The following is a 24,374-nucleotide window of genomic DNA, read 5'->3' on the forward strand; positions in this document are numbered from 1 at the left end:
TGAGGGCTCTCTCCACACGAAGAGTCCCGTCGTGGAGAGAGCCCTCTCCCCGACCCTCTCCCGCAAGCGGGAGAGGGAGCGCAGCTTCGCCTGCGTTTCAACCTGATCGCCGATTGCTCTAGGCCGGCTTGCCATCGCCCGGTCCCCCGAGCAGATCGGCGAGCCAGCGCGTCGACGGGTGCTCGGCGCAGAAGGTGAGAAGCGCAAGCGTGATTGGCACACCAATGAAGGTGCCGAACAGGCCCCACAGGAAGGTCCAGAAGAAGATCGCAAACAGCACGATGAACGGCGATATCGACAGCGTGGTGCCGGCAACGCGCGGCTCGACATAGCTGCCGACCACGAACTGGATGATGTTGAGGCAGGCAAAGACACCGAACACTGCCGGCCAGCTTTCAAATTGCGTCATCGCAAGAAGAGTAGGAAACAGCGTGGCGATGAAGGGGCCGATGAACGGAATGTAGTTGAGCACGAAGGCGATCACGCCCCACTCGAATGCGAATGGCAATCCGGTAACGGCGGCGAAAAGGCCGACCAGAAGGCCGGTGACGGCGCTCATCTGCGTGCGTACCAACAGATACTTCCGAAATTTGGCGGCAGTCGCCGCACTGCCGTCGCGCAACACGCGCGCGGCCGTGGCGTTCTCCAATCTGTCGATCCTTCGCCTGGCGTCCTCGACCTCGAGCAACCCCAGCACGACATAGACGAGCGCGATCAGCCAGAAGCTCAGCGTGGTGTTGACGCGGCCGGTGACGTATTGCGTCGCGCGCAGCAGCCAGCCGACGTTGAAATGCTCGGCCCAGAGGCTCGCAACCTCTATGCCATGGCCGTCGAGCCACACCACGGCTCGTTCATAGAATGTCTGATACCGCGCCGCGTCGGCGACGAGGAAGTGGCCGACGCGGCCAAAGCCCCATGCCGCCAGCGAAGCGAAGGCGAGGCAGACCGTCACCGTGACGAGCATGGTGATCGCGAGCGCTGCGAGTTTTGGCATCCACGACTGCAGCCATTTCTGCGCCGGCCAGACGATTGCGACGATGAAGAGCGCCGCCGCCAGCGGCGCCAGCACGGTGCTCGCCTGGCTTGCGGCCGCGCAGACGAGCACCCCGGCGATGATCACGGTTGCAACCTTCAGCCCGGAGCCGTCCCCCATGCTGGATTCCCTCGACCTTGCGCAACCAAACATTGTCAGGTGCTTCAAGCCGCCGCAAGGGCAGTCAGCCACTCGATAGGTCAGGGCCAGAGATTTGGAATCGCATATGAAATAAAACTTGGTGGGCGGTCTCTTCGCGGCCCATCCTTCGAGACGCCCGCCTTTGGCGGGCTCCTCAGGATGAGGTCTGATTTCGCGGCGGAATCTTAGACCCTCATGGTGAGGAGCGCCGCTTGCGGCGCGTCTCGAACCATGAGGCCCACCTCGTTCACAGCCAGCAAACAGCTATATGCGCTAGCCCTGCCTGCAAGCGGGAGAGGGGCGCAGCATCCATCGTTTCGAAACTGTATTCAGGCCACCAGCTTGGCGAACAGGTCGGCGTCGACATTGCCGCCGGAGAGAACGATGACGACGTTCTTGCCCTTGGCGTCGATGCGACCGGCGAGCAAGGCGGCAAGGCCGACGGCGCCGCCGGGCTCGACCACCAGCTTCAATTCGCGATAGGCGAACGCCACCGCTGCGGCGACTTCCTCGTCGGCGGCCGACACGCCACCCGCCAATAGCTTGCTGTTGATCGCGAATGTGAGCTCGCCAGGCATCGCCGCCATCAGCGCGTCGCAGATGGTGCGGGCGGCGGCGGGGTGCGGTTCGCGGTGTCCCGCCTGCAGCGACAGTGCGTGATCGTCATAGCCCTTCGGCTCGGCGACGATCACCTGGGCTTGCGGGAATTGGGCCTTCACCGCCGTCGCAACGCCCGCGATCAGTCCGCCGCCGGAGGCCGGCGCGACCACGATGTCGGGCGTAAGCCCAAGCGCAGCCATGTCCTCGGCGATTTCGCGGCCCGCGGTGCCCTGCCCTGCGATCACGAACGGATCATCATAAGGACGCACCAACGTCGCACCGCGCTTGCTCGCAATGCTATTGGCGATCGCCTCGCGATCCTCGCGGTCGCGGTCATAGAGCACGACCTCCGCGCCATAGGACTTGGTGCGCTCGCGCTTGGTGACCGGCGAGTCCGCCGGCATCACGATGGTTGCCTGCATGTTGAGGATCTTCGCCGCCGCAGCCACGCCCTGGGCATGGTTGCCGGAGGAGAACGCGACGACCCCGCCGCCGCGCTGTGCCTGCGGGATCGACGACAGCTTGTTGAAGGCGCCGCGGAACTTGAACGACCCGGTCCGCTGCAGCATTTCGGGCTTGAGGAAAACCTTGGTCCCGGCGCGCTCGTTCAGGACGGGAAAGGACAGAAGCGGCGTGCGCACCGCGAACGGCGCGACCACTCTTGCGGCGGCTTCGATATCAGCCGCGCCGACGGGGGGATTTGCGATGATTTCGGTCATCCGCGATTTGTAACGCCGACGCCGTCTGGCCGGCAAGACGCTTCTATGTGATGGGTTTTCTTCACCTCCCCCGCTTGCGGGGGAGGTCGGCGCGAAGCGCCGGGTGAGGGTTCTCTCCCCACGGGGGTCGTGAATCGCTGAGATACCCCCACCCCAGCCCTCCCCCGCAAGCGGGAGAGGGAGTGCAGCATCCATCGCGGACGCAATTCGAGTTCTAAGCCGCGAAATGCGGGTCCTCGGCGACGAATTCGGCCGCCTCGCTCTCGGGCGCGGATTCAGGCTCAACCGGCCGAAGATTGAGGGTGTGGTCGATAAAGACACGGGCGGAGGCTTGCCAGGTGTGGCGCGCCGCAAAATCGACGCAGGCCCGCGCGGGGATGCCAAGCGCCTCCAGACAGGCCTCGCGAAGGTCGTCCTTCAGCACGCCGACCGGCGCGTTACCGATCACGTCGCGCGGACCGATGACCGGGAAAGCGGCAACCGGCAGGCCGCTGGCCAGCGCCTCCAGCAGCACCAGGCCGAAGGTGTCGGTCCTGCTCGGGAACACGAACACGTCGGCGGCGGCATAAATGCGTGCCAGTTCCTCGCCATGCCGCGCGCCCAGGAAGACAGCGTCACGATATTTCCGCTCCAGGGCCGGCCGCGCCGGCCCGTCGCCGACAACGACCTTGGTGCCCGGCAGATCGAGGTCGAGGAAGGCTTCCAGGTTCTTCTCGACCGCCACCCGGCCGACGCTCAGGAAGATCGGTGGCGGAAGACAGAGGTCGACATGGCGCGGATGGAACAGCGCGGTATCGACGCCGCGCGACCATAGCACCACGTTGCGAAAACCGCGCGAGCGCAGTTCCGAGGCGAGCGCCGGCGTCGCCGCCATCACCGCCTGACTCGGCCGGTGAAACCAGCGCAAGAGCCGCCAGATCCAGTTTTTCCGGGATCGGCGAGCGCGCCGAAACGTAGTCGGGAAAGCGGGTGTGAAAGCTCGTGGTGAACGGCAGGCCGCGCTTGCGGCAATAGCGGCGTACCAACAGCCCGATCGGACCTTCGGTGGCGATGTGGATGCTGTCAGGCTTGTCCTGCTCGATCAGCGCGGCAATCGCGGCCGGATGAGGCAAGGCCAGCCTGAGGTCGCGATAGCTCGGCATCGCGAAGGTGCGAAACGACTGCGGTGTGAGAAACGCGATCTCAACGCCGAGGCCCTTTGCCGCTTCTGCCATCATGGTCAGCGTCCGAACCACCCCGTTGACCTGGGGATGCCATGCGTCGGTCGCGACCAGGATTTTCGTCATGCAGCGCGCGCCGTGACCCGTGGGACTGGTGCGATGCGCCGCACCGGATCCGTCCAGGTGATGATCTCGAAGCGGCCGTCCTCATGCTCGGCGAGCGCGGTGCAGCTCTCGACCCAGTCGCCGCAATTCATGTAGCGGATGCCGTGCTCGTCGCGGATCGTTGCATAGTGGATGTGGCCGCAGATCACGCCGTCGCAGCCATGGCGACGCGCTTCGCTCGCGAGCGTGGTTTCGAACGCGCCGATATAGTTGACCGCCTTCTTGACTTTCAGCTTCGCCCATTGCGACAGCGACCAATAGGGCACGCCGAACATGCGACGGAAGAAGTTGACGAAGCGATTCATCTGGATCGCGAAGTCGTAGGCCTTGTCGCCGAGATGGGCGAGCCAGCGCGCGTTCTGCACCACGAGGTCGAAGATATCACCGTGGATCACGAGATAGCGCTTGCCGTCGACACCGGTGTGGATGGTGTTCTCCATCACGTCGATGCCGCCGAAATGCGTGCCGTAGTACTTGCGCAGGAACTCGTCGTGATTGCCGGGGATGTAGATGACCTTGGCGCCCTTGCGTGCCTTGCGCAGCATCTTCTGGACGAAGTCGTTGTGGGTTTGCGGCCAGTACCAGCTCGACTTCAGCGCCCAACCATCGACGATGTCACCAACGAGGTAAATCGTGTCGGCATCGTGAGAGCGCAGGAAATCCAGCAATCGGTCGGCTTGCGACCCGCGGGCTCCGAGATGGACATCGGAGATAAACAACGTGCGAAAGCGCCGCTCGGGGCTCTCTTCACTGAAAGAGTCGCTTCCCATACCTGTGCACCTAACAAATCCCTGTGACAGGGCGATGACGATTCGTCGCAGCCAACGGTCCCACCAGAATCAGCTATGCGCCCCTCTGAAACGCGGATAACAGCGCCGTGCGACAATCAGGCGACACCAGGGGCCCGGATTTCCACGGAATGCATCTCCAGCGTCATTCCGGGCTTGCGTGCCGCGGCGAAGCCTTGGCGTAGCCGGGACCCGGGACCCATAACCACAGGGTGCGTGGAGGGAGTCAGACGTCGCCTCAGCTTCGCGTCAAATAACCATTCGTGGTTATGGGTCGCGGCTCAAGGCCGGGACGACACTCAATAAAATCTGTGAAAATGATGCACCGGCCCATGGCCGTGGCCGACGGTGAAGCGATCGGCGGCTTCAATCGCGGCGCTGATCCAGCGCTTGGCGTTGCGCACGGCCGACGCCATGTCCTCGCCCTTGGCAAGCTCGGCTGCGATCGCCGACGACAATGAGCAGCCGGTGCCATGGGTGTTTGCGGTGTTGATGCGCGGCGCCGCGAGCACGATCGTAGAGTCGGCATCGACGAGATAGTCGATGCTCTCGCTGCCCTGCCCATGCCCGCCCTTGATCAGCACCGCCTGACAGCCGAGCGCAAGCAGCCGCCTGCCCTGGCTCTCGATCGCGACCTCGTCCGAGGCCATCGGTTCATCGAGCAACGCGGCCGCTTCCGGCAGGTTCGGGGTGATCAACGACGCAAGCGGGATCAATCTCGTGCGGAGCGCATCGACCGCCTCCGCGGCAAGCAAGCGATCGCCCGACGTCGCAACCATCACGGGATCGAACACGACCTGCTTCGGCGACCAGCGCATAAGCCCGGCCGCGATCGCATCGATGATCGAGAGCTCCGCCACCATGCCGATCTTGACCGCGCCGACCGCGAGATCAGAGAACACCGCGTCGATCTGCGCGGTCACGAACTCGGCCGGCACCCGGTGGATGCCGCGCACGCCCATCGTGTTCTGCGCGGTCAGTGCCGTGATGATGGAGGCGCCGTAGACGCCGAGCGCGGCAAAGGTCTTCAAATCCGCCTGGATGCCGGCGCCACCGGAGGAATCAGAACCGGCAATGGTAAGCCCGATCGGCGTAGTCATGGTAAGGTTACCGCGAGATGAGCAAACAGGGGCATGATCTGTCCTAGCGCCACGGGCCAAAGCCGGCAAGCTGGCTTGCCATCGCGCGGCGAATTTGGCTCTATGGACCGGCTACCCTGCCCCGGAGACGACAGCGATGGTTCCCTTCTTCATCCAGATCAAGTGCAAGCTCGGCCAGTCCTATGCCGTCGCCAATGCGCTGGCGGAGGCCGAGATCGCCTCCGAGATCTACTCCACCGCGGGCGACTACGATCTGCTGGTGAAGTTCTACGTCGACAAGGACACCGACATCGGCCATTTCGTCAACGAGAAGGTGCAGGTCATCCCGGGCATCCAGGACACCCACACCATCATCACCTTCAAGGCCTTCGGGACCACCTAGGACGTGGATAGATTTATTTTCCGGCTTCGTATGCGGCGGCGTCCGTTTTGCCCCTGAAGGTGGACATTGGAGGCACAGGCCGGCCGGGTCTGCTAGGGGCCAGAAGGAGACATCCGGCTCGCCAGGCGGCAAGTATCCACATGAACCGCCCGGTTCTTTATTTCGTTTCGCTGGTAAACCAGGCGCGACCGAGAAGCAGCGATAGGATCAGGTGAACCACAACGGCGGGCCACAGAAGAACGCCAGTCATCCCTCCTGCGAATCCCAGGTAGGCCAGGTACACGGTAACAGCCGCACTATAGAACAGCATGCCGACAAGCGGCGGGCCGGGCCAACAACTGATCCCCAACGCAATCAGGGCGGCGCCGGTCACGCGCGCGACCGGTACGGTGACGCCGGCAAACTCCTGAGCGAGTAACAACTGCCCAACAAGCGACGGAACAAACAGCAACGCAAGTCCGGTCACAGCTTCGGCCACAGCAGAAAAAATCAGCACCTTCTTCATCGGCCGGCTACACTGCTAGAGCATGATCCGGAAAAGTGGAAACCGGTTTTCCTTGCGACAAACGCGAAGCGTTTGCGCGGAGATCATGCTCAAATTAAGAGATGAGATCATGATCCGATTCCGTCTAATCGGATCATGATCTAGCGTTTCGCTTCTTGCTGCTCCGGTTCGAGCTTGAAGGTCAGCTTGTCGATCTTCCCGGTGAACTTGAACGGAGGATCGTAGCGATACTCCACCAGCGCCAATCCGGTCCGCGTGTCCTGGCCGATGTCGAAGCTTTCATCCTCGGGGAATGTGATCGGGGTGGTGTGCTCCAACGTATTCCGGGCTACCTCCTTGCCGTCTACCGACAGCACGCCGGTACCGCCCTTGCCCAAACCTGGCTCGGCGGTTTTGAAATCGAACACGATGGTGTGCTTGCCAGCTTCCAGCTCAGGCCCCTCCCACGCCGTGCGCTTGAGGTCGAGCAGGTTATAGAGAAACACCGCCTTGCCTCGTCCGACTCCAAACTCCCCCTTGCTCAGGAATAAGCCATAGCCGCCGAAGCGTCCGCCCTCCGTGACGATCATCCCCTCGGCGCCGCCCGCGGGGATATCAACTTCCGCAGTGATCGTGTAGGACTTGTTCTTGATGCTCGGTGCCGCGCTCGCCGGCGTGCCGATCAGTTCGCCCGAATAGGTGAACTCCGTTCGCCCCGCCGTGAGGCTCGGACGCGGCGTGTTCCAGCGCGCGAGCGTCGTATTGTCGAGCGGCAGCACGTTGTATTTCTTCGCCTCGGCGTAGAAGAGGTCCTGCATCTGCTTGAGCTTGTCAGGCATCTTCGCAGCAAGATCGTCGAACTGGGTGGGATCTTCCGTCACATTATAGAGTTCCCAATTGTAGCCGGTGATCACGTCCGGCGGCGTCTTGGTGCTCAGCTCCCAGGGAAGCGTGACCGGGCTTGTGGCCGCCACCCATCCGTCGTGATAGATTGCCCGATTGCCAAGCATCTCGAAATATTGCGTGGTGTGTCGCGTGGGTGCGGCGGCGCTCGCGTTGTCCCAGGTGTACATCATGCTTACGCCTTCGATCGGAATCTGCTTGATCCCATTGATCGTGTCGGGCTGCGGAATGCCGGCCGCTTCGAGGATGGTCGGCACGATGTCGATGACGTGATGGAATTGACGGCGGATGCCGCCCAAATCCGTGATGTGGCCGGGCCATGACATCACCACGCCCTGAGCCGTGCCGCCAAAGTGCGACGGTACCTGCTTCACCCACTTGAAGGGCGTATCCATCGTCCACGCCCAGCCTGCGGCGAAGTGCGGGAACGTCCGCTCCGATCCCCAAAACGGATACCAGAGGAACTGGTCCTTCACCGGCACGGCAACGCCGTTGAAGGTGGTAAACTCGTTCGGCGTCCCGTTGAGCATGCCTTCGGCGCTCGCACCGTTGTCGCCGCCGATGTAGATGATCAAGGTGTTGTCAAGCTCGCCTAGGTCTTCGACGGCCTGGATGACCCGTCCGATCTCATGGTCGGCATAGGCGAGATAGGCTCCATAGATGTCCGCTTGCTTGATGAAGAGCTTCTTCTCGTCCCAGCTCAAGGAGTCCCATTCAGGCAGGTCCTTCGGCCACGGGGTCAGCTTGGCATTCTCGGGCATGATGCCGAGCCGCTTCTGATTGGCGAAGATTTTCTCGCGCACTTTGTTCCAGCCCTCGTCGAAGAGGTGCATGTCGCTGATCTTCTTGATCCACTCGGGCGTCGGATGATGCGGCGCGTGGGTGGCGCCCGGCACGTAATAGACGAGCCATGGCTTGCCCGGCGCAATCTCCTTCAACTGCCTCATGTACTGGATCGCCTCGTCGGCCATTGCCGTTTCGAGATTCCAGCCGGGATTGTTGAGGAAGGGATAGATGGCCGTCGTGTTGCGGAACAGGTTTGGTTGCCACTGGCTGGCATCGCCACCTACGAAACCGTAGAAATAGTCGAAGCCCATTCCATTCGGCCATTGATCGAACGGCCCGGCCTGGCTCGACTGGTAGAAGGGCGTGTTGTGGTCCTTACCGAACCAGGAGGTCGCGTAGCCGTTCGCCTTCAGAATCGTGCCAATCGTGCCTTTCTCGATCGGGATGATCGAGTCGTAACCCGGGAAACCTGTTGCGATTTCACCAACCACCCCAAAACCCACCGAGTGATGGTTGCGGCCCGTGATAATCGCCGCCCGCGTCGGTGAGCAGAGCGAGGTCGAGTGGAAGTTGGTGTAGCGCAGTCCGGCCTGTGCGATACGATCCATGGTCGGAGTGGGTATGACGCCACCGAAGGTGCCGGGTGCTCCAAAGCCCTGGTCATCGGTCATGATGAGCAGCACGTTGGGTGCACCCTTGGGAGGCACGACGCGCGGCGCCCACCATGGCTTCGATTCCGACGCCCTCTCCTTGATCACCCCGCCGAATTTTGGATCGGGCGGTGGGAGCTGGTTGCCGGGGATGGTGGTGGTGGCGCTTGGCGATCCCGGCGTGCCTGTTATCTGCTGAGCAGATGCCGAAACGCAAATAAGGATGAAAATTCCCGCGACCGAAAAAATGGCCCAGCGGATTGTCATGATACGCCTCCCGTGCAAATGCCGGCCCCTGAGATGGGCCGGCGCAGCACCGAAAAAATCCTGCGAATAATTCCTCCCGCAATTCGCGAGTTACTTTTCGCGCGGGACCCGCGCATTTGGATCTGCATCCTCGGATAAATTTGATCGGGTGGCTTGATCGGGATCAAAAGGTCCTAGGCGCTGACCTAAGGATGAATCGCGAGCGCCGATCCTGCTGTGTCCGGTTTCCCGGAAGTGAACAGCAAGCGCTTACGAGTAAACGCCCTAGCTCTTGCCCTCGGTCCGCTTTGGCCGCGTGGGACCCTCGACCGGCGGCAGCGATTTGAGATAATCCGCCATCGCCGCGCGGTCCTCGTCCGACAGTTGCGAGGTGTTCTTGATCACGCGCGCCATCAACCCGCTGGCGCTGTCGCCCTCCGGCAGTTCGCCGGTCTTCAGGAAATAGGCGAAGTCCTTCACGCTCCAGTCTCCGAGATTCTTTTGCGTGATGTTGGGCACCCAGCCCTCGCCTTCCGGGTTCGGTCCGCCGGCAAAGCGCTGCGCGCGGATGATGCCGCCCAGGACATTGCGCGGGCTGTGGCACTCCGCGCAATGACCGAAACTGTTCACGAGATAGGCCCCGCGATTCCATTGCGCGGAGCGCGTCAGATCCGGCGTGAACGGCTTGCCGTCCATGAACAGGAATTTCCAAACGCCGATATTGCGGCGGATATCGAAGGGAAACGGCAGGTCGTGATCGCGCACCTTGCCCGTGACCGGCGGCAGCGTCTTGATGAAGGCAAAGAGGTCGCGGACGTCCTCGACCTTCGCATGCTGGTAGGACGTGTAGGGAAACGCCGGGAAAAAGTGGGTACCGTCCGGCGAGGTGCCCTTCATGACCGCGGTGACGAAATCGTCCTCGCTCCATCGGCCGATGCCGTCATCGGGATCGGGCGAGATGTTCGGCGCGTAGAAGGTGCCGAACGGTGACGGGATCGCGAGCCCGCCGCCGAGCCGGGTGCGATCGGGCTGGTCGGGCACAGCATGGCAGGACGAGCATCCGCCCGCGTTGAAGATGGTAGAGCCGTTGCCGATGTCAGGCTGATAGGCCGGCAGCGCACTGGCCGCGATCGTCGAAGGTATGGTCAGCCACCAATAGACGCCGATGGCGATCACGGCGGCGAGGATGACAGCAGGGAATGTTCGTCGCGACATGGTCCGACCCGTTACTAGAGCGTTTTCGAGCGAAGTGGACACCGGTTCGCGTGAAGAAAACGCGTCAAAAAACAAGAATCCGGAGCTTCAGTTCAATCTGAACCGAATATGCTCTGGCTGCGTCGATCGAGCGGCTAATATGGCGAGAGTTTCGCTCATGCGCTTGCCGGAAATTTTCCACACTCGCGGCGATTTTGGGAATAAAGCGGAAGGGCCGTTGTTTTGAGGTCGACACTCATCCGCCGCCAACAGGGAGAAAAACCATGCCGAACAAGATCATGCTTACCACGCTCGCGCTCGGAGCCGCCATCGTGTTTGCGGGTCCTGCTTTCGCCGACAAGTACAAGGTGCCGTTGGACAGCAAGTCGCAAGTGCCGCCGAACAGCAGCACCGGAACCGGCACGGCCGATATCGACTACGATCCCGCGACCAAGAAGCTGAGCTGGAAGGTGACCTATTCCGGCCTCACAGGTCCTGCCACCGCGGCGCATTTCCATGGTCCCGCCGAAGCCGGCAAGAACAGCGGCGTCGCGGTCCCGATCCCGAACATCGCCTCGAGCCCCGCCGAAGGCAGCGCCACGCTCACGGATGCACAGGCCGCCGATTTCCTGGCCGGCAAGTACTACGTGAACATCCATACCGCAGCCCATCCAGGCGGCGAGATCCGCGGACAGGTCGTGAAGTAAGCGCGTCACAGACGCTCATCCCTGAAGGCGGATGCGACGGAATCCGCCTTTTTCGTTTTTCGCGATCACGTGGCGACCACGATGAAGCTGCGTTCCGACACCCGCCGCGCTCTTCGAGCGCAGCGACCTCCCCCGCAAGCGGGGGAGGTGAAGCGCCGCATCACTTCAATTTGACGCGATAGGTGTCGTGACACCCGCCGCAGCGATCGTTGATCGTGGTGTAGGCCACCTTCAACTGATCGAGATTCTTGACCTTGCCCTTGTAGTCGCCGATCGCCTGTCTGACCGGCGGGATCTTGGAATCGAAATCGGCCTTGTTCTGCCAGATCTTCGGCGACGATGCGTAGGTTGCGTCCTTCACGTGTTCCTTGGGGTTGGTGGTAAACACGTTCGCGATCTTGGCGACATCAGTATCGAGATCGGCGAGCGCCGTATCGACCGCCTTCTGGTCGTAAGGGATATCGCCCTTCACCATTTTCCCGATTACATTGTACATGCTCTTCGCCTGCGACCGCATCAGGTTTTGCTGCTGGACAGCAACCTCCTGCTGCGCCATCACCGCGCTCGCAAAGAGCAGCACGCCGCACGCCACCACAACCATCCGCTTCATCGGCGAATTCTCCTTTTTCGTGAAGTCTTGCCGGACGCCGCGGCGGTCGCGGCCTCTCCAATAGAACCCGTGCGCAGGCGTTTATTCCCGCGCACGGAATCGTCATCAGAGATTATGGCGGCGTTGCGCCTCGCGGATCGCGATCCAGACCCGCTCGGGGGTGGCGGGCATATCGATGTGGTCGATCTTGTATTCGCGCCACAGGCCTTCGACGATCGCGTTGACGACCGCAGGGCACGAGCCGATCGCGCCCGCTTCCCCCGCGCCCTTGACACCAAGCGGATTGGTCGCACAGGGCACGTTGTGGGTCTCGAACACGAAGGACGGACCATCGGAGGCGCGCGGCACCGCATAATCCATGAAGGTGCCGGTGACGAGTTGACCGTCGGTCGCGCTATAGACCGCCTGCTCCATCAGCGCCTGCCCGATGCCCTGCATCGCGCCGCCGTGAACCTGGCCCGCCAACAGCAGCGGGTTCAGTGTCACGCCGAAATCATCGACGATGACGTAGTTCACGATCTTGATGATGCCGGTCGCCGGATCGATCTCGACTTCGGCGAGATGCGTGCCGTTCGGATAGGTGCCGTCGGCGCTGGCGAAGGTCGCACTGGCGTTCAGCTTCGACGGATCGACGCCCGGACGCTTGGCGAGATCGGCAAAACTGATCGAGCGGTCGGTGCCGGCGATGCGGATCACGCCGTCCGATATCTCGAGGTCGCCAGTGCTCGCTTCCAGCGCCTGCGCCGCGATTTCCTTCAGCCTGTCGCCAAGCGCGGCGGTGGCGCGCTGCACGCTGACGCCGCCCGTCGGAATCGAGGCCGAGCCGCCGGTGCCAAGGCCGGTTGCGATCTTGTCGGTGTCGCCCTGCAGGATATGAACGCGCTCGGGCGGGACGCCGAACTGCTCGGCGACGATCTGCGCATAGGCAGTCTGGTGGCCCTGCCCGCTCGATTGCGTCCCGATCAGGATCGAGATGTCGCCATTGGGATCGAGCGCGACGTTGGCGGTCTCCTCGCCCATGGTGCCGCAGATCTCGACATAGGTGGCGAGCCCGATGCCGCGCACCAGGCCGAGCTTCTTCGCCGCCCTGGCGCGCTTGGAAAAGTCCTTCCACTCGGCGATCTCCATCGCGCGCTTCATATGCGCGGCGAAGTCGCCGGAGTCGTAGACCTTCCCGGTCGCGGTCTTGTACGGCAGCGACTTCGGCGGGATGAAGTTCTTCCGGCGGATGGCATCCGGCGTCATCTCGAGTTTTCGCGCGGCGGCATCAACCAGGCGTTCAACGACGTAAGCCGCCTCCGGCCGCCCGGCGCCGCGATAGGCATCGACCGGCACGGTGTTGGTGAAGATGGTGCGGACGCGACAATGGAAGGCCTGGATGTCGTAGAGGCCCGGCAGCATGCCGGCGCCGCCATGCGGAATATACGGGCCGAAGGTCGAGAGATAGCCGCCCATATCGCCCATCAGGTCGACGTCCATCCCCAGGAACTTGCCGTCCTCGGCGAGCGCCATCCGCGCGGTCGTGACGTTATCGCGCCCCTGCGAGTCGCCCATGAAGTGGTCGGCGCGGTCCGCTGTCCACTTGACCGTCTTCTTCAACTGGCGCGCCGCGACCGCGATCAGCGCATATTCGCGGTAGGGAAACAGTTTTGTGCCGAAGCCGCCGCCGACATCGGGGCAGATCACCCGCATGTTCTCGACCGGGATCTTCAGGATGTTCTGACACAGAATGTCGCGCAGGCGATGGCTGCCCTGGCTGCCGATCGTCAGCGTCAGATGATCCTTCTTGGCGTCATATTCGGCGACCGCCGCACGCGTCTCCATGAAGTTGGTGACGACGCGCGGATTGACGATCGAGATTTCCGCGACCGCATGCGCCTTGGCAAAGGCTTCTTCAGTCGCCTTCTTGTCGCCGATCGAGACGTCGAACAGCACGTTGCCGGGCTTGTCGGGCCAGACCAGCGGCGCGCCCGGCTTCACGGCATTGGCGACGCCGATCACGGCCGGCAGCGGCGTCCACTGCACGTCGATCGCCTCGATCGCGTCGCGTGCCTCGTCAATGGTTTCGGCGACGACGAACGCGACGGCGTCGCCGACATGGCGCACCTCGTCCTTGGCCAGGATCGGATAGGGCGGACCGGTGAACGGGTCGGTCTCCAGATTGAACAGGCATGGCAGGTCGCCGAGATCGGCGACCTCGGCCGCAGTCAGGATCAGGCTGACGCCCGGCAGGCCGCGCGCCTTGGCGACATCGATGGTGAACTTCGCATGCGCATGCGGCGAGCGCAGCACCAGCGAATGCAACGCCGGCTGCGGCGAGACGTCGTCGGTGTAGCGGCCCTTGCCGCGGATGAGCGCGTCGTCTTCCTTGCGGCGTACGCTCTGGCCGACGCCGAATTTGATGGGGGCTGCCATCGTCACTCCAATTGTCGTTGTTGTCTACGCCACGCTGGCGTTGTCCACGCCATGTCGGCGTGTTTCCCGCCATATTGGCGCGGTTGGGAAAGAAGCGCAAACCGCGAATTGCGGACCTTGGAAGCACCGCAACAAAAAACTGATTTGACTTGAAAAACTATCCGCGCCGCAGGGCGAACAGCCATCCGCGCCCGAACAGCACCAGGATCGAGAACCCATAGACGAAGGCGCCGACCGCAATCAGGAGCAGCAGGATGGTCTCGTCGCGCAGCACATGCATCTGCGCGAAATAGGCGGCCGCGAATCGCTGTGTCCACCAAAGCGCCCCCGCGAGCACGAGGCCGGAGACGGCGAATTTCGCAAAGGTCAGCATCAGCCGGCGGTCAAGCTCGAGATGGCCGGCGCGCACCGCAAAGCCGAGCACCAGCAACAGGTTGATCCAGGCCCCGACCGCGGTGGCGAGCGCAAGCCCGATCTGGGCGAGCGGCGCCATCAGGCCGATCTTGAGCAGCAGGTTGGCCCCCAACCCGGTCAGCGACGCCTTCACCGGCGTTGCCGTATCCTTGCGCGCGTAGAACGTCGCGACCGCGCTGCGGATCATCACGAACGGAATCAGGCCGATCGAATAGGCCGCCAGCGTCGCGGCGGCCACCGCCGCGTCGGCGTTGGTGTAGGCGCCGCGCGCAAACGCCGCACGCACGATGATGTCGGGCACGGTGAGGAAGGCCGAGACAAAGGGCACAGTCGCAAGCAAAGTGAAATCAAAGGCGCGGCGCTGCGCGGCCGCGGCCCCCGCCACGTCCTCCGCGGTGATCCGACGCGACATTTCCGGCAGCAGCACCGTGCCGACGGCGATCCCGATCACGCCGATCGGCAGTTGATAAAGCCGCTCGGCATAATAGAGCGCCGAGAGCGCGCCGGCCGCCAGGAACGTCGCGATGATGGTGTCGGCGAACACGGCGACCTGCGTGCCCATCGAGCCCAGCGTCGCCGGCCCGATCGCGCGGAAAAAGGCGCGGACATCCTCGTCGAGCCGCGGCACGGCAAAACGCGGCAGCGTGCCGTGGCGCGCCAGATCGCCCGCGAGCAGGAAATATTGCAGGAAGCCGGAGATCAGGACGCCCCAGGCCGCGGCGTGACCCGCGGTCGGGAAGAAGGCCGCCAGCGCCAGCGTCGCCATCATCGACAGATTGAGGAGGATAGAGGCCCCGGCGGCGCTGGCAAAGCGCTGCATCACGTTGAGCATGCCGCCATAGAGCGTCACCATCGTGATCAGGAGCAGATAGGGAAAGGTGATCCGCGTGAGTTCGATCGCAAGCTGACGCTGCTCGGCCTCATCGGTGAAGCCGGGCGCAAGCACGCGCAGCGCCTGCGGCATGAAGGCCAAGGCCAGCGCCAGCAGAATCAACTGCGACAGGAACAGCAACGTAAAGATGCGATCGGCGAACAGACGCGCTGACGTGTCGCCGCCCTTGCCGTGGACATGAGCGTAAGCAGGGATGAACGCGGTGTTGAACGCGCCTTCGGCAAAGATCGCACGAAAATTGTTCGGCAGGCGCCAGGCGACCAGGAAGGCGTCGGCGATCGGCCCCGCGCCGAGGATCGCGGCGAGCATGATGTCGCGCGCGAGCCCCGTCAGCCGCGAAAGCAGGGTGTAGCCGCCGACCGTGAAGATGCGCCCAAGCATGCGCCGCTTCTAGCGCATATTTGGCGCCGATGGCATCAGACCCGAACGACTAATTTTGCTGTGACGCGAAGCCGCGCCCAAAGCGGCGAAATCAAGACAGCGCGCCGCGCACCGCCTCGATGATTCGCCCCTGCGTCACCTCGTCAAGATAGGCGTGGATCGGCAGGCTGATGACGTCGTTCGAAAGCCTTTCGCTGACCGGCAGGCCGCCGTCGGCCACCGGGAAGTCGCGGTAGGCGGTTTGCTGATGCATCGACTTCGTATAATAGATCGCGGTGGGAACGCCCTGCGCCTTCAGCGCCGCGGCAAAGCCGTCGCGGTCGGTGCCCTCGGGCAGGCGAATGGTGTAGCACGCCCAGATCGAGCCGCAGCCGGCGGCAAGACGCGGCACGGTCACGACATTGCCGAGCCCGCGCGCGTAGCGCTCCGCGACCGCGTTGCGCGCGGCGATCTCGTCCTCGAATATCCTGAGCTTCTCGAGCAGCACGGCCGCCTGCATGGTGTCGAGCCGCCCGGTCAGGCCGAGACGCACATTGTCGTATTTGTCGGAGCCCTGGCCGTGCACGCGAATGCTGCGCAGCGTTTGCGCAAGCTCGTCATCGTCGGTGAAGATCGCGCCGCCGTCGCCGAAGCAGCCGAGCGGCTTTGCCGGGAAGAAGCTGGTCGCCGTGGCCAGGCCGAAGGTGCCGATCCGCCGCCCCTTGTAGCTGGCGCCGAAGCCCTGGGCCGCGTCATCGAGCACGAACAGGCCCTCGGCCTTGGCGACCGCGGCGATCGCATCGTGATCGGCGCTCTGCCCGAACAGGTCGACCGGGATCACGCCGACGGGCTCGAGTCCGCGCGCCTTCGCGGTCGCGATGCCACGCTTCAGCGAGGCGGCATCCATGTTGAACGTCGTCTCATCGACGTCGACGAAAACCGGCGTCGCGCCCGTCAGCGCCACCGATTCGCCGGTCGCGCAAAACGTAAAGGACGGGCACAGCACCGCATCGCCCGGGCCGACCTTCTTTGCCATCAGCACCATCAGCAGTGCGTCGGTGCCGCTGGCGCAGGTCACCACATGTTTGGCGCCCGAGAACTTCGCAAGCTCAGCCTCCAGCGCCGTCACCTCCGGCCCATTGATGAACTGGCAATGAGAGAGCACGCGGGAGACCGCCTCATCGACGGAGGCGCCAAGCCGGCGGCGCTGCGCGGCAAGGTCGATGAAGGGAATGGGTTCTGGGCGCATGTGCTGGTTCATGGGGCCTTGCGAGATGCTTGAATGACTGTCAGCCGGCGACGCGGCGCGGGGCCTTGCGAGCGGTGGTCGCCGCGGGCGTGGCCGGCGCTTCCAGACACTTGATCGCGATCTCCAGGCTCGCGACGCCCTCGTTGCCGGACACCGCCGGCTCCTTGCCGCTCCTCACTGCATCGAGGAACGCAATCAGTTCAGCGCGCAACGGTTCGTCGTGTCCAACAGGCAGATGCCGCATCGAATAGCTGCCGTCGGGCTTGAAGCCGAAGCACTCGGTGACCTGCCGGGTCAGCAGATCGCCCATCACATATTTGCCGCGCGTCGCGACTGTGACGCTGCGCGCCTTGAACGGCGTCAGCCAGTTGGTGTTGATATGCGCCAGCACGCCGGAGGCGGTACGGAATTGCAACAGCGCGATATCCTCGCGCTCGGCCACGGCACTGGAAAGCTGCGGCTGCACGTCGACGATTTCAGACTCGGTGAACCAGCGGATCAGATCGATGTCGTGCACGGCGAGATCGATAACGACACCGACATTGGACATCCGCGGCGGAAACGGACCGACGCGGGTGATGCCGATCGAAAGGATGTCTTCGCCCGATATCGCCTGCTTGATCGCAGCCACCGCCGGATTGAAGCGTTCGACATGGCCGACCATCAGCGTGACACCAGCCTGCCGCGCGGCGGCGACGATGTCGTTGCCCTCCTCGACCGTGGAGGCGACGGGCTTCTCGACCAGGATATGAACGTTGCGCGCGATGCAGGCGAGCGCGATCTCGTGATGCAGATGGGTCGGCGCCGCGATCGTCACGGCATCGACGCCCTCGGAGAGCAGTTCATCGAGCGTCGCAAAGGCCCGGCAGCCGACCAACGCAATGGCGCGCGCGCGGTGCTCGGCTAGGGGATCGACGATCCCGACCAGCGTGACCTCCGGCAATCCCGCCAGCACGCGGGCATGGTTGCTGCCCATGACCCCCGCGCCGATCACCCCGACGCGCAAGGCACGCCTGATCCCGGCTTTTGCCAACCCTGACCCTTTGGAACTCATGTGATTACCCCAACAGACTTCTGGTGGCGCCCATCGGTTGTGCGTTCTTCCCCGGACCAGTCCGATCCCACCGAATCAGGCCGCAGCCCTATCCCCTTGTTGTGACGTGCTTTCTTTCCCCGAAGCATCGTCACGCAAACGCTATAGCATGCCGTCACAAATGTGGCGAATGCCAACACGCAAATCCGGACACGTTTTGATTCAAAAGATTACACGGTAGATGACAGGGTCTTGGCCGGCCAGCGGGCACGAAATCGATGCACGGCGCAACCATCAGGTGCGCTGATAATCGTCCTCGATGCGGATGATATCGTCCTCGCCGAGATAGCTGCCGGTCTGCACCTCGATCAATTCCAGGAGGATCTTGCCCGGGTTCTCGAGCCGGTGCACCGCGCCGATCGGGATGTAGATCGATTCGTTCTCGTGCACGGTCTTCACCGTCTCGTTGACGGTCACGCGCGCGGCGCCACGCACCACGATCCAGTGCTCGGAACGATGGTGATGCTTCTGCAGCGACAGCCGCTCGCCCGGCTTGACGATGATGCGCTTGACCTGATGGCGTTCGCCATTGTCGACCGACTGGTACGAACCCCAGGGCCGATGCACCTTGATGTGGTTCTCGGTGACCTCAGGCGCCACCGTCTTCAGTTTCGCCACCAGCCGCTTCAGGCCGTTGGCATCCTTCTGCCGCGAGACCAGGATGGCATCCTGCGTCGCGACCACCACGAGATCGTCGACACCCTCGAGCGCGACCAGCGCGCGGTCGGTCGAGACGTTGCAGTTGCGGGAGTCCTCGAACACCGCAGCGCCGCGCGCGGCATTGCCCTGCCCGTCCTTTTCAGACAACTCCCACACCGCATGCCAGGAGCCGACATCGGACCAGCCGCAGGACACCGGCACCACGGCTGCGCGCGCGGTCTTTTCCATCACCGCGTAATCGATCGAGATCGCTTTCGCCGATCCGAACGCATCCACATCGAGCTTGACGAAGCCGAGATCGCGCTCGGCCTTCGTCACCGCCTCGGTCACCGCCTGCACGCTCGCGGTATCGAAATTGCGGTACTCGTCAAGCAGCACGGCAGCACGGAACATGAAGTTGCCGCTGTTCCAGAGATAGCCCGACTTGATGTAATCGGCCGCGGTTGCGGCGTCCGGCTTCTCGACGAATTTTGCGACTGCGCGTACCTGCCCCGAAATCGTATCGCCGGGGCTGATATAGCCGTATTCGGTCGCCGGGCGTTCGGGATTGACGCCAAAGGTGACGATGCGGCCTGCTTTCGCCGCAGCCAGCCCTTCGCGGCAGGCAGCGACGAAGGCTTCGGTGTCGCCCACCACATGATCGGCGGCGAGCGCCAGCACGATCGCGTCCCGGTCGCGCGCTTGCGCAAAGGCGGCGCCGGCTGCGATCGCAGGCCCGGAGTCGCGCCGCGCCGGCTCGAGCAGCACGTCCGCCTCGCCCCCGATGCCGGCCAGTTGCTCCAGCACCATGAAGCGATAAGCGGTGTTGGTGATCACGATCGGCCGCTCGAACAGCGCCGGATCCGACACCCTGAGCAGCGTCTCCTGGAAGGTCGAGCGCGTCCCGAACAACGGCAGGAACTGCTTCGGATGGACCTCGCGCGACGCCGGCCACAGCCTCGTGCCCGCCCCGCCGCACATGATCAGTGGAATAATTCGGTCCATCCTAACCTCGAATTCTGTAGTGATCTCGCTGCCCGACGATCGTTAACGGCCTCATCGTCCCCAGCCGAAGCCAGGAACCGATGTCCCTGTCCCTGCACGATGTCCCTTCACATTGTCGACATCGGCGAAATGTGTGGGCCACGGACGTGACCAACAGCACATGACAGCCCTTGCCGGACGGATTTTCCGCCCGATAAGCGCTACCACACCGGCTAGCCCCTTCAGATGAATTTTTGTGGGCAGCGTAAACCTTTATGAGTATGCAAGCCAAACGCCCGGGCAACCCGGCAGTCCCCGTTCCGGCTCTCTTTAGCCACCGGTTCGAGGATGCCGCAAGAGCGATCGAACGGCTATTGCAAGATCGGTCCTAAACCCATACCAAGGCGACGAAATTCGGCGCGCGGCGCCGATTTGCGCCGTTTTTGACGTCTTTCTCGAACCTGGCAAGCGCGGACGAGATGCGCCGGATACTGCTTTCGACCATCAAGATATTGATCTCGGCTGCGCTGCTTTACCTCTCGCTCCGCAAGGTCAACCTGTATGACCTCGCCGCGCGCATCCGCGTCGAGAGCCTCGGCTGGATCGGTCTCGCGATCGCGGTGACGTTCCTGCAGATCTTCCTGGGCGTGCTGCGATGGCGCGAGATCAGCGCCGAATGCGGCGCGCCGCTCGAAACCCGGCAGGCGATGCGCTTCAACGTGATCGGAACCTTTTTCAACCAGACGCTGCCGTCGTCGATCGGCGGCGATGCCGTGCGGCTGTGGCTGGTCGCGCGCGCCGGCGCGGGCTGGCGCGCGGCGACCTATTCGATCTTCGTCGACCGCGCCATCGGCCTGATCGCGCTCGCCGTGCTCATCGTTGGAAGCCTGCCGTGGAGCTATCGGTTGATCAGCGATCCGCACGGACGATCGGCGCTGCTGCTGGTCGACTTCGCGGCGCTTGCGGCCGGCGGCGGCTTTCTCCTGCTCGGCGCATTGAAGTGGCCGTGGCTGAAGCGCTGGTGGGGGACGCACCACATCCACGCCTGCGCCGTTATCGCAAACAAGGTGTTGTTCAGCCGGGATCGCGGACCGAAGATCGCGGTGCTCTCCCTGCTCGTTCACGTCCTGACCGTCGTCATCGCCTGGTGCGTGGTGCAATCCATTTCCGCGCCGCTGCTGTTCGGCCAGATCTTCCAACTGGTGCCGCCGGTGATGTTGATCACCATGCTGCCGATTTCGATTGCCGGCTGGGGCGTACGCGAGGCGAGCATGGGTCTTGCCTTTGGCTATGCCGGGCTCGCGGCCAACGAGGGCGTCAATGTTTCGCTGCTGTTCGGCGCCGTGTCGTTCATCGTCGGCGCGTTTGGCGGCTTGGTGTGGATTCTCAGCGCCGAAAAGAAAGCGCAAGGGGACAAGCCGATCGAGGTCCCCGAACAATCGTTGTCGCCAATCGAATGACCAGCACTGATATTGCGCTTTCGCTCGTCGCCGCAGCGCTTGCTGCGTTATTGTCGGGGTTCCTCACTTGGCTGCTGCGGCCAATGCTGTTGCGCGTGGCGCTCGCCAAGCCGAACGCGCGCTCATCCCATCGGATCCCGACGCCGCAGGGCGCGGGCATCGCCGTGATCGTGGCGACGCTGGTCGCAGCAGGCACGCTCGTCGCATTGAGCGGCAACGACACTCTCCAAGTGCCCTTCGCGGTCTTCGGTGCGACCTTGTTCATCGCCGTCGTCGGCTTTGCCGATGACGTCAAGCCGGTGCCGGTGCTGCCGCGCCTGTTGCTGCAGGGATTGGCGGTGGCCGTGGTCGTGTTTGTGGCGTCCGGCGATCTCAGGATCGTGCCGGTGGTCCCGCTCTGGATCGAGCGCGGCCTGCTGCTGATCGCGGGCCTCTGGTTTGTGAACCTCGTCAACTTCATGGACGGGCTCGACCTGATGACGGCAGCCGAAGCCGTGCCGATCACGGCCGCAGTCGCACTGCTCGGCCTTTGGGCACAGGTCCCGCCGTCGACCGCGCTGGTGGCAGCGGCGCTGTGCGGCGCGCTGCTCGGCTTCTCGCCCTTCAATCGTCCCGTGGCAAAGATCTTCCTCGGCGACGTCGGCAGCCTGCCGATCGGGCTCCTGCTCGGCTGGTGCCTGCTGCAGCTTGCCTATCACCAGCATGTCGCGGCGGCGTTGCTGCTGCCGCTCTATTACCTCGCCGATGCCACGATCACGCTGCTGCGCCGGTTGATCAAGCGCGAACCATTCTGGGCGGCGCACCGCTCGCACTTCTACCAGCGCGCAACCGACAACGGATTTGCGGTAGGGCGCGTCGTCAGCGAGGTCTTTGCGCTCAATGTCGCGCTCGTGCTGCTCGCGATGTTGTCGATCCGCCTGGATTCGACGGCGGCGAGCCTCGTCTCGCTGCTCGTGGGCGCGAGCGCAGTGGCGTGGGTGCTCTACAGGTTTTCACGCAGGCGGGGACGATAGGCCGATCAGCGGTCGAAACCGCGCAAGGCGCGCTTCAAGCCCTCGTTGAGGCCGATGACGGGCCGCCAGCCGGTGGACGCGACCTTGGACAGGTCGAGTTCGAGCGAGCCGAACAGGCTCTCATTGGCCTCGTTGCGGCCGGTAATGCTGAACAACGAAGTCAACACCAGCCGCGGCATGGAAAACAGGCGCGCCGGCTTCCCTGCTGCGGCGGCGAGCCGCTCGATGAATTCGGGCGTCGACACCTGCTCGTCATCCGCGACAAGAAAGATGTTGAACTGGCCCTCCGGATGCGAAAGTCGATGCAGAACAAACGACGTCAGATTCTCTACCGAGACGAACGCACGACGGTTGCGCACGTTGGCGAACGGTAGCGGAATGCCGCGAGCGATCGCCTTTTCAAGCAACGCCATGTTGCCCTTGGCGCCGGAGCCGTAGATCAATGGCGGCCGAATGATGGTGACCTTCATGTCGCAACCTTGCGACAACTGCCTCAATCCTGCCTCCGCCGCCGCTTTCGACATTCCATAGAGGCCGCGCGGGGTCAGGACATCGTTTTCGTTGAACGGCTTGCGGCCGTCGGTGCTTCGGCCATGCACCAGCACGGTGCTGACGAAGATGAAGTGGCGGACACCGGCATCGGCCGCGCAACGGGCCAGATGCAACGCGCCTTCGTGATTGACCTTGCGATAAAGCTCGACGGCGTGTTCCTCGTGCCTGTGATGCACGCGCGCCGCCAGATGTACGACCGCGTCGACGCCTGCGAGTGCGGCCCGCCAGTCGGTGACGGGACCGATCGAATCGATCGTCACCTCGTCGGCGCTGCCTGTCGGCTGACGGACGGCGCGTCGCACGACCCAGCCGCTGCGCGCCAGCACCGGCGACATATGTCGGCCGACGAACCCGCTCGCCCCCGTCACCAGCACCACCGGCTGGTTATTACTCACGACCGCAACTCCGACACCGCTCTTCCGATCCGATCAGTCTCTGAATGAGGGCTGCATATCCTGTCAAGGCACGCTCGGGACTATAGCTCCCCGCCACCGCAACGGCGCGCTCCGACAGCGTCGGATCTGGAGCCCGCGATGCCGCGCGGATCGCCTCGGCCAGTTGCTCCGGCATGCCCGGCGTCACAACCCGCCCAAGATCGTGCTCGGCTACCGTCAGCGCGGCTTCGGCATCCGGCTCGGACACGAGGATGACCGGCCGGCCCACCGCAAGCAGATTGTAGAACCGGCTCGGCACCGAGACGCCGGCGACGTCCTTGCGATAGGGAATGAGCCAGATGTCCGCGGCCGACAGGAAATCCTGCAGCTCTCCGTCCGCAACGCGGTCCACGAGCGTGATATTGGCGAGCTTCGCTTCCGACTGCATCGATCTCAGCTCGTCGAAGCCTATCCCCCAGCCCGAGAGCAGGAAATGAATGCCGGGATCATCCTTCAGCCGGCGCGCCGCTTCGAACACGATCACGGGATCGTGGGTGAAGCCGAGATTGCCGGAAAGGCCGACGATGAAACGGCCGCCAAGCCCGCGACGGAAGGGATTGTCGGCCGCAACCGGGCGAACCGCGGGGTTGATGGTGGTCCAATTCGGAATGAATTCGATCTTGTCCCGCGTCATGCCGCGATAGTTCAGCAGCAACTTCTCGCTGTCGCGGCCGATAATGACGACGGTGGTCAAGGCGCGGAACATCAGCGCGTTCATGGCGCGCATCGCTTTGGTGACGATCGAGCCCGGCTTCAACAGGCCGCTGAGGACGAGCACCTCCGGAAACAGATCGTGCATGATCAGGATCGACCGGGCGCGCTTCAATCTGGCCGCGGCGGCGACGCCGTAAGGCAGCACGAAGGGGGCCGTCACCGTCAGCGCGACATCGCCGGGCTCGAGCCGCCTGAGAACGGCGAAGAAGGTGCGCACGGTGAACAGCAGTTCGGCGGTGGCTCGCTTGAGGAGTGCGGCCTTGCCCGGCATCCAGTTCTTGATCTCCTCGACCGCCGGCCGATCGGCGGCCGGTTTTGATGCGGAGCCCGGCCATCCCGTCAGCACCAGCACGTCCACCTCCTTCGCAAGGTGGTTCGCTATCGCGGCCATGATCGCAGCAGTCGTGCTCTGGTCCGGCGGATAGTGCTGACTGACGACGACGAGTTTTCCGGGCTTCTGCATCGATGGTTTCTGACAAATGGCCTG

At 63.6% G+C, this 24,374-nt stretch carries 19 protein-coding genes and 1 pseudogene; 4 read left to right on the forward strand and 16 right to left on the reverse strand.

The features are described from left to right. Positions 1-118 precede the first annotated feature (118 nt). The 5 genes and pseudogenes from ACVJGD_RS13145 to thiD form a co-directional block, all read right to left on the reverse strand. Positions 119-1,153 (reverse strand): AI-2E family transporter, encoded by a 1,035-nt coding sequence (locus ACVJGD_RS13145; protein WP_456634729.1) that lies wholly within the window; start codon positions 1,151-1,153, stop codon positions 119-121. Positions 1,154-1,503: 350 nt separating this feature from the next. Further along, a complete protein-coding gene (locus ACVJGD_RS13150; RefSeq protein ID WP_456634730.1) occupies positions 1,504-2,493 on the reverse strand; it encodes a threonine/serine dehydratase in 990 nt (329 codons plus the stop codon). 214 nt (positions 2,494-2,707) lie between these two features. Then, positions 2,708-3,779 (reverse strand): annotated as a pseudogene (locus tag ACVJGD_RS13155) (glycosyltransferase family 4 protein). Further along, a complete protein-coding gene (locus ACVJGD_RS13160; RefSeq protein WP_456634731.1) occupies positions 3,776-4,588 on the reverse strand; it encodes a UDP-2,3-diacylglucosamine diphosphatase in 813 nt (270 codons plus the stop codon). Before ACVJGD_RS13160 ends, ACVJGD_RS13155 begins: the two are co-directional and overlap by 4 nt. A 317-nt stretch (positions 4,589-4,905) precedes the next feature. Next, the gene (gene thiD, locus ACVJGD_RS13165; protein ID WP_456634732.1) at positions 4,906-5,706 is read right to left on the reverse strand and encodes a bifunctional hydroxymethylpyrimidine kinase/phosphomethylpyrimidine kinase; all 801 of its coding nucleotides are present in this window, start codon (positions 5,704-5,706) and stop codon (positions 4,906-4,908) included. Positions 5,707-5,842: 136 nt separating this feature from the next. Here thiD and ACVJGD_RS13170 point away from each other — a divergent pair, with 136 nt between their 5' ends. Further along, positions 5,843-6,088 (forward strand): Lrp/AsnC ligand binding domain-containing protein, encoded by a 246-nt coding sequence (locus ACVJGD_RS13170; protein ID WP_027579940.1) that lies wholly within the window; start codon positions 5,843-5,845, stop codon positions 6,086-6,088. Positions 6,089-6,245: 157 nt separating this feature from the next. Here the strand turns inward: ACVJGD_RS13170 and ACVJGD_RS13175 are convergent, their stop codons facing one another. From ACVJGD_RS13175 to ACVJGD_RS13185, 3 genes are all read right to left on the reverse strand, one after another. Then, entirely contained in the window at positions 6,246-6,593 is a 348-nt protein-coding gene (locus ACVJGD_RS13175) for a hypothetical protein (RefSeq protein WP_456634733.1), read from the reverse strand. 140 nt (positions 6,594-6,733) lie between these two features. Then, positions 6,734-9,178, reverse strand: coding sequence for a sulfatase-like hydrolase/transferase (locus tag ACVJGD_RS13180; RefSeq protein WP_456634734.1), 2,445 nt, complete (start codon positions 9,176-9,178; stop codon positions 6,734-6,736). A gap of 264 nt (positions 9,179-9,442) precedes the next feature. Next, positions 9,443-10,372, reverse strand: a complete 930-nt coding sequence (locus tag ACVJGD_RS13185) for a c-type cytochrome (protein ID WP_456634735.1) — start codon at positions 10,370-10,372, stop codon at positions 9,443-9,445. A gap of 263 nt (positions 10,373-10,635) precedes the next feature. On the opposite strand from ACVJGD_RS13185, the gene ACVJGD_RS13190 reads away from it, so the two are divergent. Then, entirely contained in the window at positions 10,636-11,058 is a 423-nt protein-coding gene (locus tag ACVJGD_RS13190; RefSeq protein ID WP_456634736.1) for a CHRD domain-containing protein, read from the forward strand. A gap of 160 nt (positions 11,059-11,218) precedes the next feature. Here the strand turns inward: ACVJGD_RS13190 and ACVJGD_RS13195 are convergent, their stop codons facing one another. The 6 genes from ACVJGD_RS13195 to ACVJGD_RS13220 all read right to left on the reverse strand — a co-directional run bounded on the left by ACVJGD_RS13195 (position 11,219) and on the right by ACVJGD_RS13220 (position 19,735). Then, positions 11,219-11,668: a c-type cytochrome gene (locus ACVJGD_RS13195; protein WP_456634737.1), complete on the reverse strand. Its 450-nt coding sequence runs from the start codon at positions 11,666-11,668 to the stop codon at positions 11,219-11,221. Positions 11,669-11,773: 105 nt separating this feature from the next. Then, positions 11,774-14,083 (reverse strand): xanthine dehydrogenase family protein molybdopterin-binding subunit, encoded by a 2,310-nt coding sequence (locus tag ACVJGD_RS13200; protein ID WP_456634738.1) that lies wholly within the window; start codon positions 14,081-14,083, stop codon positions 11,774-11,776. A gap of 157 nt (positions 14,084-14,240) precedes the next feature. Then, positions 14,241-15,770, reverse strand: a complete 1,530-nt coding sequence (murJ, locus tag ACVJGD_RS13205; RefSeq protein WP_456634739.1) for a murein biosynthesis integral membrane protein MurJ — start codon at positions 15,768-15,770, stop codon at positions 14,241-14,243. A 91-nt stretch (positions 15,771-15,861) separates the two neighbouring features. Beyond that, positions 15,862-17,010: a DegT/DnrJ/EryC1/StrS family aminotransferase gene (locus tag ACVJGD_RS13210; RefSeq protein WP_456634740.1), complete on the reverse strand. Its 1,149-nt coding sequence runs from the start codon at positions 17,008-17,010 to the stop codon at positions 15,862-15,864. 28 nt (positions 17,011-17,038) lie between these two features. Then, a complete protein-coding gene (locus ACVJGD_RS13215; RefSeq protein WP_456634741.1) occupies positions 17,039-18,052 on the reverse strand; it encodes a Gfo/Idh/MocA family oxidoreductase in 1,014 nt (337 codons plus the stop codon). A gap of 273 nt (positions 18,053-18,325) precedes the next feature. Further along, positions 18,326-19,735 carry a mannose-1-phosphate guanylyltransferase/mannose-6-phosphate isomerase gene (locus tag ACVJGD_RS13220; protein WP_456634742.1) on the reverse strand — a complete coding sequence of 470 codons (1,410 nt, stop codon included), beginning with the start codon at positions 19,733-19,735 and terminating at the stop codon, positions 18,326-18,328. A gap of 458 nt (positions 19,736-20,193) precedes the next feature. On the opposite strand from ACVJGD_RS13220, the gene ACVJGD_RS13225 reads away from it, so the two are divergent. Beyond that, the gene (locus tag ACVJGD_RS13225; protein ID WP_456634743.1) at positions 20,194-21,174 is read left to right on the forward strand and encodes a lysylphosphatidylglycerol synthase transmembrane domain-containing protein; all 981 of its coding nucleotides are present in this window, start codon (positions 20,194-20,196) and stop codon (positions 21,172-21,174) included. Then, positions 21,171-22,187, forward strand: coding sequence for an MraY family glycosyltransferase (locus ACVJGD_RS13230; RefSeq protein WP_456634744.1), 1,017 nt, complete (start codon positions 21,171-21,173; stop codon positions 22,185-22,187). Before ACVJGD_RS13225 ends, ACVJGD_RS13230 begins: the two co-directional genes overlap by 4 nt. A 5-nt stretch (positions 22,188-22,192) precedes the next feature. On the opposite strand, the gene ACVJGD_RS13235 is transcribed toward ACVJGD_RS13230, so the two are convergent. Beyond that, positions 22,193-23,134 (reverse strand): NAD-dependent epimerase/dehydratase family protein, encoded by a 942-nt coding sequence (locus ACVJGD_RS13235; protein ID WP_456634745.1) that lies wholly within the window; start codon positions 23,132-23,134, stop codon positions 22,193-22,195. After that, the gene (locus tag ACVJGD_RS13240) at positions 23,127-24,350 is read right to left on the reverse strand and encodes a glycosyltransferase family 4 protein (protein ID WP_456634746.1); all 1,224 of its coding nucleotides are present in this window, start codon (positions 24,348-24,350) and stop codon (positions 23,127-23,129) included. The genes ACVJGD_RS13235 and ACVJGD_RS13240 overlap by 8 nt, the downstream gene beginning before the upstream one ends. Positions 24,351-24,374 lie beyond the last annotated feature (24 nt).

Source organism: Bradyrhizobium sp. USDA 10063, from assembly GCF_054063735.1.

Coding starts and splice junctions, on each gene's coding strand:
- ACVJGD_RS13145 (WP_456634729.1), bottom strand. CDS start 1,153: ATGGGGGACGGCTCCGGGCTGAAGGTTGCAACCGTGATCATCGCCGGG.
- ACVJGD_RS13150 (WP_456634730.1), bottom strand. CDS start 2,493: ATGACCGAAATCATCGCAAATCCCCCCGTCGGCGCGGCTGATATCGAA.
- ACVJGD_RS13160 (WP_456634731.1), bottom strand. CDS start 4,588: ATGGGAAGCGACTCTTTCAGTGAAGAGAGCCCCGAGCGGCGCTTTCGC.
- thiD (WP_456634732.1), bottom strand. CDS start 5,706: ATGACTACGCCGATCGGGCTTACCATTGCCGGTTCTGATTCCTCCGGT.
- ACVJGD_RS13170 (WP_027579940.1), top strand. CDS start 5,843: ATGGTTCCCTTCTTCATCCAGATCAAGTGCAAGCTCGGCCAGTCCTAT.
- ACVJGD_RS13175 (WP_456634733.1), bottom strand. CDS start 6,593: ATGAAGAAGGTGCTGATTTTTTCTGCTGTGGCCGAAGCTGTGACCGGA.
- ACVJGD_RS13180 (WP_456634734.1), bottom strand. CDS start 9,178: ATGACAATCCGCTGGGCCATTTTTTCGGTCGCGGGAATTTTCATCCTT.
- ACVJGD_RS13185 (WP_456634735.1), bottom strand. CDS start 10,372: ATGTCGCGACGAACATTCCCTGCTGTCATCCTCGCCGCCGTGATCGCC.
- ACVJGD_RS13190 (WP_456634736.1), top strand. CDS start 10,636: ATGCCGAACAAGATCATGCTTACCACGCTCGCGCTCGGAGCCGCCATC.
- ACVJGD_RS13195 (WP_456634737.1), bottom strand. CDS start 11,668: ATGAAGCGGATGGTTGTGGTGGCGTGCGGCGTGCTGCTCTTTGCGAGC.
- ACVJGD_RS13200 (WP_456634738.1), bottom strand. CDS start 14,083: ATGGCAGCCCCCATCAAATTCGGCGTCGGCCAGAGCGTACGCCGCAAG.
- murJ (WP_456634739.1), bottom strand. CDS start 15,770: ATGCTTGGGCGCATCTTCACGGTCGGCGGCTACACCCTGCTTTCGCGG.
- ACVJGD_RS13210 (WP_456634740.1), bottom strand. CDS start 17,010: ATGAACCAGCACATGCGCCCAGAACCCATTCCCTTCATCGACCTTGCC.
- ACVJGD_RS13215 (WP_456634741.1), bottom strand. CDS start 18,052: ATGAGTTCCAAAGGGTCAGGGTTGGCAAAAGCCGGGATCAGGCGTGCC.
- ACVJGD_RS13220 (WP_456634742.1), bottom strand. CDS start 19,735: ATGGACCGAATTATTCCACTGATCATGTGCGGCGGGGCGGGCACGAGG.
- ACVJGD_RS13225 (WP_456634743.1), top strand. CDS start 20,194: ATGCGCCGGATACTGCTTTCGACCATCAAGATATTGATCTCGGCTGCG.
- ACVJGD_RS13230 (WP_456634744.1), top strand. CDS start 21,171: ATGACCAGCACTGATATTGCGCTTTCGCTCGTCGCCGCAGCGCTTGCT.
- ACVJGD_RS13240 (WP_456634746.1), bottom strand. CDS start 24,350: ATGCAGAAGCCCGGAAAACTCGTCGTCGTCAGTCAGCACTATCCGCCG.